We start from the raw sequence: 8,620 nt of genomic DNA on the forward strand, positions 1-8,620 counted from the left end.
GGCGCTGGCCCTGGATCAGGGCGCTGTCGCCGAGGCGCAGCAGGTATTCGATCAGATCGGTTTCAGGGTTCATGGTCGACCTCACATATGCCCGACTTCGGCCGGTAACTCGTAGAAGCTGGCGTGGCGGTAGACCTTGTCATCGGCCGGGTCGAACAGCGGGTCTTTCTCGTCCGGCGACGAGGCGGTGATCAGCGCGGAAGGCACTACCCACAGGCTCACGCCTTCGCTGCGGCGGGTGTACAGCTCCCGGGCATTCTCGATGGCCATGGTGGTGTCGGCGGCATGCACGCTGCCCACATGCTTGTGATTCAGGCCGTGCTTGCTGCGCACGAAGACTTCAAACAGGGTCCATTCAGACATAACGGTGACTCCACATCAGGTGGCCGATCAGGCGGCGTTCTTGTTCTGTTTTTTACGGGCGTGGGCGACGGCGGCTTCGCGTACCCAGGCACCGTCTTCAATCGCCTTGCGGCGGGTGGCGACGCGTTCCTGGTTGCACGGGCCGTTGCCCTTGAGCACTTCGTAGAACTCGCTCCACTGGATCTCGCCGAAATCGTAATGGCCGCGTTCGGCGTTCCACTTCAGGTCCGGGTCGGGGCAGGTGCAGCCCAGCAGCTCCAGCTGCGGGATGGTCTGGTCGATGAAGCGCTGGCGCAGTTCGTCGTTGCTCTGGCGCTTGATTTTCCAGGCCATGGATTGGGCGCTGTTGGGGGAGTGTTCGTCGCTGGGGCCGAACATCATCAGCGATGGCCACCAGAGGCGGTTGATCGCGTCCTGGACCATGTCTTTTTGCGCCTGGGTGCCCTGGCGCATCATGGTCAGCAGCAGTTCGTAGCCCTGGCGCTGGTGAAAGCTTTCTTCCTTGCAGATGCGCACCATGGCCCGGGAGTAGGGGCCGTAGGAGGTGCGCTGCAGTACCACCTGATTGACGATGGCGGCGCCGTCTACCAGCCAGCCTACTGCGCCCATGTCGGCCCAGTTCAGGGTGGGGTAGTTGAAGATGCTGGAGTACTTGGCCTTGCCGCTGTGGAGCTTGGCGATTTCTTCGTCGCGGTCGGCGCCCAGGGTTTCCATGGCGCTGTAGAGGTACAGGCCGTGGCCGGCTTCGTCCTGGATCTTGGCCATCAGTTGCAGCTTGCGTTTGAGGGTGGGGGCGCGGGTGACCCAGTTGCCCTCGGGCAGCATGCCGACGATTTCCGAGTGGGCGTGTTGGGAGATCTGGCGGATCAGGGTTTGACGGTAGGCGTCGGGCATCCAGTTCTTGGCTTCGATCTTGATTTCGGCGTCGATTTTTTCCTGGAAAGCGCGTTCCTGGTCGGACATCTCGGAGAGGTCCTTGATGCGCTTTACTCCGGTTTCTACAAGCTGTGCGTACATGGGGGGTCTCCCGCCTTGTGTTTTGTCGTAGGCATGGAGGACTTTATAAGCGATACGGAAATTAATATCAAACACAACATATGGTGTCGTTATTTGATTTTGTATCGCTTTGCGGGAAGGGAGCAGATATCTGTCGCTACGGTAACGGCGGCATAGGGTTCCCGGTCATCGTGGTAAGCAGGGCCAGTAGGCAAAAAACAGGGCCGCTTTATGTGGGAGCGGNNGCTCCCACATTTGAACCGTGTGCGCCTTTGATTTTGCTGGTGCTCTACCCCCACCCCAAAAAACGAGCAAAAAAAAGCCCCGCAAATGCGGGGCCAAAAAGGTGCAGCAGTCATGCCTTAGGGCGACGATCCATCACATGGCATGCCTTGCCCTCAGACCGCTTGATCGAATGCAGCGGCTGCAAAACGATACGCGAGCTGATCCCGATATACGTCTTGATGTGCCTGCTCAGTTCGCTGGAGACGGCTTTCTGTTGTTCAGCATTGAGGTGCTGATGCTCAGCCTTCAGCTCCACATGCACATCCACACTGTCCAGGTTGCCATTACGATACAGATGTATCTCATAACACTCTGAAAGCTGTTTTATTTTAAGCACCTGCTCCTCGATCTGCGTGGGAAACACATTAACCCCGCGAATGATCAGCATGTCATCACTGCGCCCGGTGATCTTGTCGATCCGCCGCATCGGCCGCGCAGTCCCCGGCAGCAACCGCGTCAAATCCCGGGTGCGGTAGCGAATCATCGGCAGCGCCTCCTTGCTCAAGGAGGTAAACACCAGTTCTCCCATCTGCCCGTCCGGCAGCACCTCACCCGTCACCGGGTCGATGATCTCCGGGTAGAAGTGATCCTCCCAAATGGTCGGGCCATCTTTGGTTTCCGCACACTCCATGGCCACCCCAGGCCCCATGATTTCCGATAGCCCGTAAATATCCAGCGCCGTAATCCCCAGTCGCGCCTCGATTGCACTGCGCAGCTCGGCAGTCCACGGCTCGGCCCCAAAGATCCCCAGTCGCAACGCCAGCTTCTGTGGATCAATGCCCTGGCGCTCGATTTCATCGGCAATGTTCAGCATGTACGAGGGCGTGACCATGATGATGTCCGGCTGGAAATCCTTGATCAGTTGCACCTGTTTTTCCGTCTGCCCGCCGGACATTGGAATCACCGTACAACCCAGGCGTTCCGCGCCGTAGTGGGCACCAAGGCCGCCGGTGAACAGCCCGTAGCCATAGGAAATATGCACCTTGTCGCCACGCCGCCCACCGGCCGCGCGGATCGAGCGGGCCACCACATTGGCCCAGGTGTCGATGTCGTTCTGGGTGTAACCCACCACCGTCGGCTTGCCGGTGGTGCCGCTGGACGCATGCAGGCGCACCACCTCGTTCATCGGCACGGCAAACATGCCGTAGGGGTAACTGTCCCGCAGGTCGCCCTTGGTGGTGAACGGGAACCTGGCCAGGTCGTCCAGGGACTTGATGTCATCCGGGTGCACCCCCAGCGCGTCGAAGCGCTGACGGTACAGCGGCACATTCTGGTAGGCGTGGCGCAGGCTCCAGCGCAGGCGCTCCAGTTGATGGGCGCGCAGTTCGTCGACGCTGGCGGTTTCCAGCGGGTCCAGCACAGGGTTAAGCACGGCGTTTGGAATAGGCATGTTCATGAGTTCACTCGAATTATTTTTGTGTATCAGCCCACCGCACACCGTGGGCTTTGAGTGCATGCCCCAAGGATACCGCTAGGCTCCCCGGGAATCGCGAATCTTTAGTCGGACAGGCGCTCGATGATCAGCGCGATGCCTTGGCCCACGCCGATGCACATGGTGCACAGGGCGTAGCGGCCGCCACGTTCCTCCAATTCATGCAGGGCGGTAGTTACCAGCCGTGCGCCGCTCATCCCCAGTGGATGGCCGAGGGCGATGGCGCCGCCGTTGGGGTTCACCCGTGGGTCGTTGTCCCCCAGGCCCAGCTCGCGCAGCACCGCCAGGCCCTGGGCGGCGAAGGCTTCGTTGAGCTCGATCACGTCCATGTCCGCCAGGCTCAGGTTGGCCAGTTCCAGCACCTTGCGGGTCGCCGGCACCGGGCCGATGCCCATGATGCGCGGTTCCACGCCGGCGGTGGCCATCGCCACCACCCGGCCGCGGGCGACCAGGCCGTGACGCTTGGCAACTTCCGCGCTGGCCAGCAGCAGGGCGCAGGCGCCGTCGTTGACCCCGGATGCATTGCCGGCGGTGATGCTGCCACCCTCGCGGAATGGCGTGCCGAGTTTCTGCAGTTGTTCAAGGGTGGTGTCGCCGCGGGGGTGTTCGTCGTGTTCCACCACCTTGGCCGGGCCTTTGCGCTGGGGAATTTCCACCGCGACGATTTCCCTGGCCAGGCGCCCGCTGGCCTGGGCGGCGGCTGCACGTTGCTGGCTGCGCAGGGCAAACGCGTCCTGGTCGGCGCGGGAGATATTGAACTGCTCGGCGACGTTTTCAGCGGTCTCCGGCATTGAGTCGATCCCGTAGGCCTTTTTCATCAGCGGGTTGACGAAGCGCCAGCCAATGGTGGTGTCGTATAGCTGCGCATCGCGGGAAAACGCCTGTTCGGCCTTGCCCATTACCAGCGGTGCCCGGGACATCGATTCCACGCCGCCCACCAGCATCAAGCCGGCCTCGCCACAGCGAATCGCCCGGGCCGCGCTGCCGATGGCGTCCAGCCCCGAGCCGCACAAACGGTTGAGGGTGGTGCCCGGCACGCTCACCGGCAGCCCGGCCAGCAGCGCCGACATGCGCGCCACGTTGCGGTTGTCTTCGCCGGCCTGGTTGGCGCAGCCGTAGATCACATCGTCGACGCTGCCCCAGTCCACTTGCGGGTGGCGGCGCAGCAGTTCGCGCAGCGGCACCGCTCCGAGGTCGTCGGCGCGCACGCTGCTCAAGGCGCCGGCGTAGCGGCCGATCGGGGTGCGGACTGCGTCGATGATCAAGGCGTCATTCATTCGGATTCTCCTGCGCCAGCACCGTGCCGCGCACTTTGTAGGATTTGCCATGGAACAGCGCAATCAGCTGGCCCAGTTGGTTTTCGATACGGACGTCGTAGTTGCCGGTGCGACCCGAGCGGCTTTGCTCGCGGCAATCGGCACTCAAGGTGTCGCCCAGGTGGGCCGGGGCGATGTAGTCGATGCTGCAGCCGAGCGCCACGGTGGCGTCGTTGTAGCTGTTGCAGGCCAGGGCGAATGCCGAGTCCGCCAGCGCAAACAGGTAGCCGCCGTGGCAGGTGCCGTGGCCCTGGATCATGTCGGCGCGCACGCTCATGCCCAGTCGTGCGCAACCCGGCGCCACCGAGAGCAGGCGCATGCCCATGCCCTGGCTGGCGGCATCGCGGCTGAACATGGCCTGGGCGCACTGGTTGGCCAGGTTCATGGCTTCATGGTTGGTCATGTGGTGCGCTCCTTTCAGCGGCCCTTGAAGCTTGGGCTGCGTTTTTCCATGAAGGCGGCGACGCCTTCGCGGTAATCCTCGCTGCGCCCGGCCAGGCGTTGCAGGTCGCGCTCCAGCTCCAGTTGTTGGTCAAAGCTGTTGCTCAGGCTGGCGTTCAGGCTGCGCTTGATCAGCGCCAGGCCGTAGGTCGGTTGCGTGGCCAGGTGGCGGGCGAGGGTCAGGGCTTCGTTGCGCAAGTCGGCGTCGTCCACGCAGCGGTAGATCAGGCCCCATTGCTCGGCCTGCTCGGCGCTCAGGCGGTTGCCCAGCAGGGCCAGCGCCTTGGCGCGGGCCATGCCCACCAGGCGCGGCAGGGTCCAGGTGCCGCCGGAATCGGGGATCAGGCCGATCTTGCAGAAGGCTTGGATGAAGTTCGCCGAGCGTGCTGCCAGCACCAGGTCGCAGGCCAGCGGGATGTTCGCGCCGGCACCGGCCGCCACGCCGTTGACCGCGCAGATCACCGGCAAAGGCAGGTCGCGCAGTTGGCGGATCAGCGGGTTGTAGAACTTCTCGATGGATTCGCCCAGGTCCGGCACCGCGCTGCCGGGTGCCACGTTGCGGTCGCTGAGGTCTTGCCCGGCGCAAAAGCCGCGGCCTTCACCGGTCAGCAGCAGCACGCGCACGTCGGGGTTTTCCTGGACTTGCTTCAACGCTTGCTGGACTTCGCCGTGCATCTGCGTGTTGAAGCTGTTGAGCTGGTCGGGGCGATTGAGGCTGAGCAGGGCGACGCCGGCCTCGATGGAAAACAGGATGTGTTCGAAGTTCATGGTCGTGAGGCCCTCACGGTGCACGCTCGGCGGTCAGCCGGCTCATTATTGGATCGGCGTGGTCAGCCGGTTTTGCCGGAGTATAGCTTTAACGTGATACATAAAAGCAACGATAAAATTGATTTGGTGTGTCTTGTTTTGAGTTTGATGAAAATGAACTGCTCGCTGTGCTGGTCGGTAAATACCTGATAAATCCTCTATTTTATTGGCTTTACGTCGATTATCAGCGGCACCGTATCAAGCCACGGCGACACCTGATTCAAGCGATACGCTTTTTCAGCTTTGTGCTTGTAAAAATGATGTGATACAAAATAAGCCAAGATCGGCATCGCTTTGCGAATACGCCATAAAAGGAATCCCCATGACTTGCTACAGCCTCGACGGCCTGACCCCGGTGGTCGACCCCACGGCCTACGTCCATCCCTCGGCGGTACTGATCGGCGACGTGATCATCGGCCCCCATTGCTATGTAGGGCCGCTGGCGAGTTTGCGCGGCGACTTCGGGCGCATCGTCCTCGAAGAAGGCGCCAACCTGCAGGACACCTGTGTGATGCACGGCTTCCCGGACAGCGATACGGTGGTCGAGCGCAACGGCCATATCGGCCACGGCGCCGTGCTGCACGGTTGCCGGATCGGCACCGATGCGCTGGTGGGCATGAATGCGGTGGTGATGGACAACGCCCGTATCGGCGCTCGCTCATTCGTCTCGGCGGCGGCGTTCGTCAAAGCCGGTTTCGAGTGCCCTGAGCAGTCGTTGGTGATGGGCGCGCCGGCCAGCGTCAAGCGCAGCCTCAGTGATGAAGAGGTGCACTGGAAACAAACCGGCACCCGTGAATACCAGCGCCTGGCTCAGCGTTGCCTGGAGCAGATGCAGGAATGCGCACCCCTGAGCGCACCGGAAGCTGATCGCCCACGCATCAGCGACAGCGGCCTGCGGCCCAAGGGTAGATGAATCGCCTGCATCCCGACGCCGCTAAAAACGGTATATTTTCTCTTTTTGCCTCGGTACGCCCATGTCGTCACTGACACCCCTGAACCAACTGATTACCCGCTTCCAGGAGCAGACGCCGATTCGCGCCAGTTCCTTGATCATCACCTTGTACGGGGACGCCATCGAACCCCACGGCGGGACGGTGTGGCTGGGCAGCCTGATCCAGTTGCTCGAACCCATCGGCATCAATGAACGGCTGATCCGCACCTCGATCTTTCGCCTGACCAAGGAAGGCTGGCTGACCGCCGAAAAAGTCGGGCGCCGCAGCTACTACAGCCTGACCGGTGCCGGGCGTCGGCGTTTCGACAAGGCCTTCAAGCGGGTCTACAGCTCCAGCGTGCCGGCATGGGATGGCTCGTGGTGCCTGGTGATGCTCACGCAGTTGACCCAGGACAAGCGCAAACAAGTGCGTGAAGAGCTGGAGTGGCAAGGTTTTGGTGCGATTGCCCCGACCGTGCTGGCCTGCCCACGCAGCGACCGCGCCGACGTCAACGCCACCTTGCTCGACCTCGGCGCCCAGGAAGACACCATCGTCTTCGAAACCACCGCCCAGGATGTACTGGCCTCCAAGGCCCTGCGGGTGCAGGTGCGCGAGAGCTGGAACATCGAGGAGCTGGCGGCCCATTACAGCGAGTTCATCCAACTGTTCCGACCGCTCTGGCAAGCGCTTCGCGAGCAGGAACAGCTACAGCCTGCGGATTGTTTCCTGGCACGGGTCCTGCTTATTCATGAGTACCGCAAACTGCTGCTGCGCGACCCGCAATTGCCCGATGAATTGCTCCCCGGCGATTGGGAAGGCCGAGCCGCCCGCCAGTTGTGCCGCAATATTTACCGGTTGATCTACGCCAAGGCCGAGGAATGGCTGAACAGCGCGCTGGAAACTGCCGACGGCCCGTTGCCGGACGTTGGCGAAAGCTTTTACCGGCGGTTCGGAGGCCTGAAATAAGGAGCGACGCTGTTCAGGAGAACGGGTGGAGTAATGTGGCGTAGAGAATAAAAATAAGCCTGCGTGAGGCCTGAACATGATGTCTTCAATTGCACAGCGCTGTGATGGGTTCGACCAATGGATCCATCAGATCAATCAGATCTGTGGCGCATTCGATGGGCAGATCCTGGGGGATGGTTTTTCCGGGCAGATCCGCGAGTACCAGAGCGGCGCGCTGAAACTCAGCTTTGTCGACGCCTGCCAGGCTCGCTTGTTTCGTACCCCCAGCCAAATCGCGGTGGGCGAGGGCGGCAAGTACTTTGCCGTGTTCCAGCTCGACGGCACGGCCGGCATGGCCCAGGGTGACAGCAAGGCGCTGTTGCGCGCCGGCGACATTACCCTGATCGATGCGGCGCACCCCAGCGACTTCACCTACAGCGAGAATTCGCGGCAGTTGTCGTTGATCCTGCCGTCGTACCTGGTGGAGCAGACCTTGCGTTTCAGCCCGGTCAAATGCGGGCACCGGATCGAGGCGACGTCGCCGATGGCGATGCTGTCCCGGCAGCTGATTCTGGAGGCCACCCGGCAAGACAACCTGACCTTGCAGGAAAGCGAGGCGACGCTGGAGGCGATCATCAACCTGCTGCGCCCGGCGATCAGCCAGGCGGGCGAGGGCAGCGACGCCCATGAGCGAGTGTTCCGCAAGACGCTGGAGTGTATTGACCAGCACATTCGCTCCGAAGAGCTGTGCCCCGAGTGGCTGGCGCGGGAGGTGGGGATGTCGGTGCGCGGGCTGTACCGGATCTTTGCCCGCAAGGGCCTGGTGGTGGCGCGGTACATCAAGAACCGACGGCTGGATTTGTGTGCTGAATCCCTGCGCCAATCCAGGGTGGAGGAAAAGCTTTCGGTGCTGGGGTACTCGTGGGGGTTTTCGGATTCGAGTTATTTTTCGACGGCGTTCAAGTCACGGTTCGGCATTGCGCCGGGTGAGTACCGCAAACAACACGCCTGATCAGGGGATACGCCGATCAAAAATGTGGGAGCGGGCTTGCTCGCGAATGCGGTGGTTCAGTTGATGCATTGGGTGACTGACACACCGCATT

General features: G+C 61.9%; 9 protein-coding genes. 3 read left to right on the forward strand and 6 right to left on the reverse strand.

The genetic code is table 11. From position 1 onward, the window contains the following. Positions 1-81: 81 nt before the first annotated feature. The 6 genes from paaB to paaG form a co-directional block, all read right to left on the reverse strand. Positions 82-363: a 1,2-phenylacetyl-CoA epoxidase subunit PaaB gene (gene paaB, locus HX873_RS23915; RefSeq protein ID WP_003208899.1), complete on the reverse strand. Its 282-nt coding sequence runs from the start codon at positions 361-363 to the stop codon at positions 82-84. Between the two features lie 27 nt (positions 364-390). Continuing rightward, on the reverse strand, positions 391-1,380 hold the full coding sequence (gene paaA / locus HX873_RS23920; protein ID WP_003208897.1) for a 1,2-phenylacetyl-CoA epoxidase subunit PaaA: 990 nt from the start codon (positions 1,378-1,380) through the stop codon (positions 391-393). Positions 1,381-1,714: 334 nt separating this feature from the next. After that, on the reverse strand, positions 1,715-3,040 hold the full coding sequence (paaK, locus tag HX873_RS23925; RefSeq protein WP_087694288.1) for a phenylacetate--CoA ligase PaaK: 1,326 nt from the start codon (positions 3,038-3,040) through the stop codon (positions 1,715-1,717). A 101-nt stretch (positions 3,041-3,141) separates the two neighbouring features. After that, entirely contained in the window at positions 3,142-4,353 is a 1,212-nt protein-coding gene (pcaF, locus tag HX873_RS23930; protein ID WP_177068754.1) for a 3-oxoadipyl-CoA thiolase, read from the reverse strand. After that, entirely contained in the window at positions 4,346-4,795 is a 450-nt protein-coding gene (gene paaI, locus HX873_RS23935; RefSeq protein WP_008431049.1) for a hydroxyphenylacetyl-CoA thioesterase PaaI, read from the reverse strand. The genes pcaF and paaI overlap by 8 nt, the downstream gene beginning before the upstream one ends. Before the next feature lie 14 nt (positions 4,796-4,809). Beyond that, the gene (paaG, locus tag HX873_RS23940) at positions 4,810-5,601 is read right to left on the reverse strand and encodes a 2-(1,2-epoxy-1,2-dihydrophenyl)acetyl-CoA isomerase PaaG (protein ID WP_177123309.1); all 792 of its coding nucleotides are present in this window, start codon (positions 5,599-5,601) and stop codon (positions 4,810-4,812) included. 361 nt (positions 5,602-5,962) lie between these two features. Between paaG and paaY the strand changes: the two genes are divergently transcribed. From paaY to feaR, 3 genes are all read left to right on the forward strand, one after another. Next, positions 5,963-6,553: a phenylacetic acid degradation protein PaaY gene (paaY, locus tag HX873_RS23945; RefSeq protein ID WP_003208885.1), complete on the forward strand. Its 591-nt coding sequence runs from the start codon at positions 5,963-5,965 to the stop codon at positions 6,551-6,553. A 61-nt stretch (positions 6,554-6,614) separates the two neighbouring features. Continuing rightward, positions 6,615-7,538 (forward strand): phenylacetic acid degradation operon negative regulatory protein PaaX, encoded by a 924-nt coding sequence (paaX, locus tag HX873_RS23950; RefSeq protein ID WP_003208883.1) that lies wholly within the window; start codon positions 6,615-6,617, stop codon positions 7,536-7,538. A gap of 76 nt (positions 7,539-7,614) precedes the next feature. Next, positions 7,615-8,529, forward strand: a complete 915-nt coding sequence (gene feaR, locus HX873_RS23955; RefSeq protein ID WP_177123310.1) for a transcriptional regulator FeaR — start codon at positions 7,615-7,617, stop codon at positions 8,527-8,529. Positions 8,530-8,620: the final 91 nt, after the last annotated feature.

This window comes from Pseudomonas sp. P7758, from assembly GCF_013386485.1.
Taxonomy (GTDB): Bacteria; Pseudomonadota; Gammaproteobacteria; order Pseudomonadales; family Pseudomonadaceae; genus Aquipseudomonas.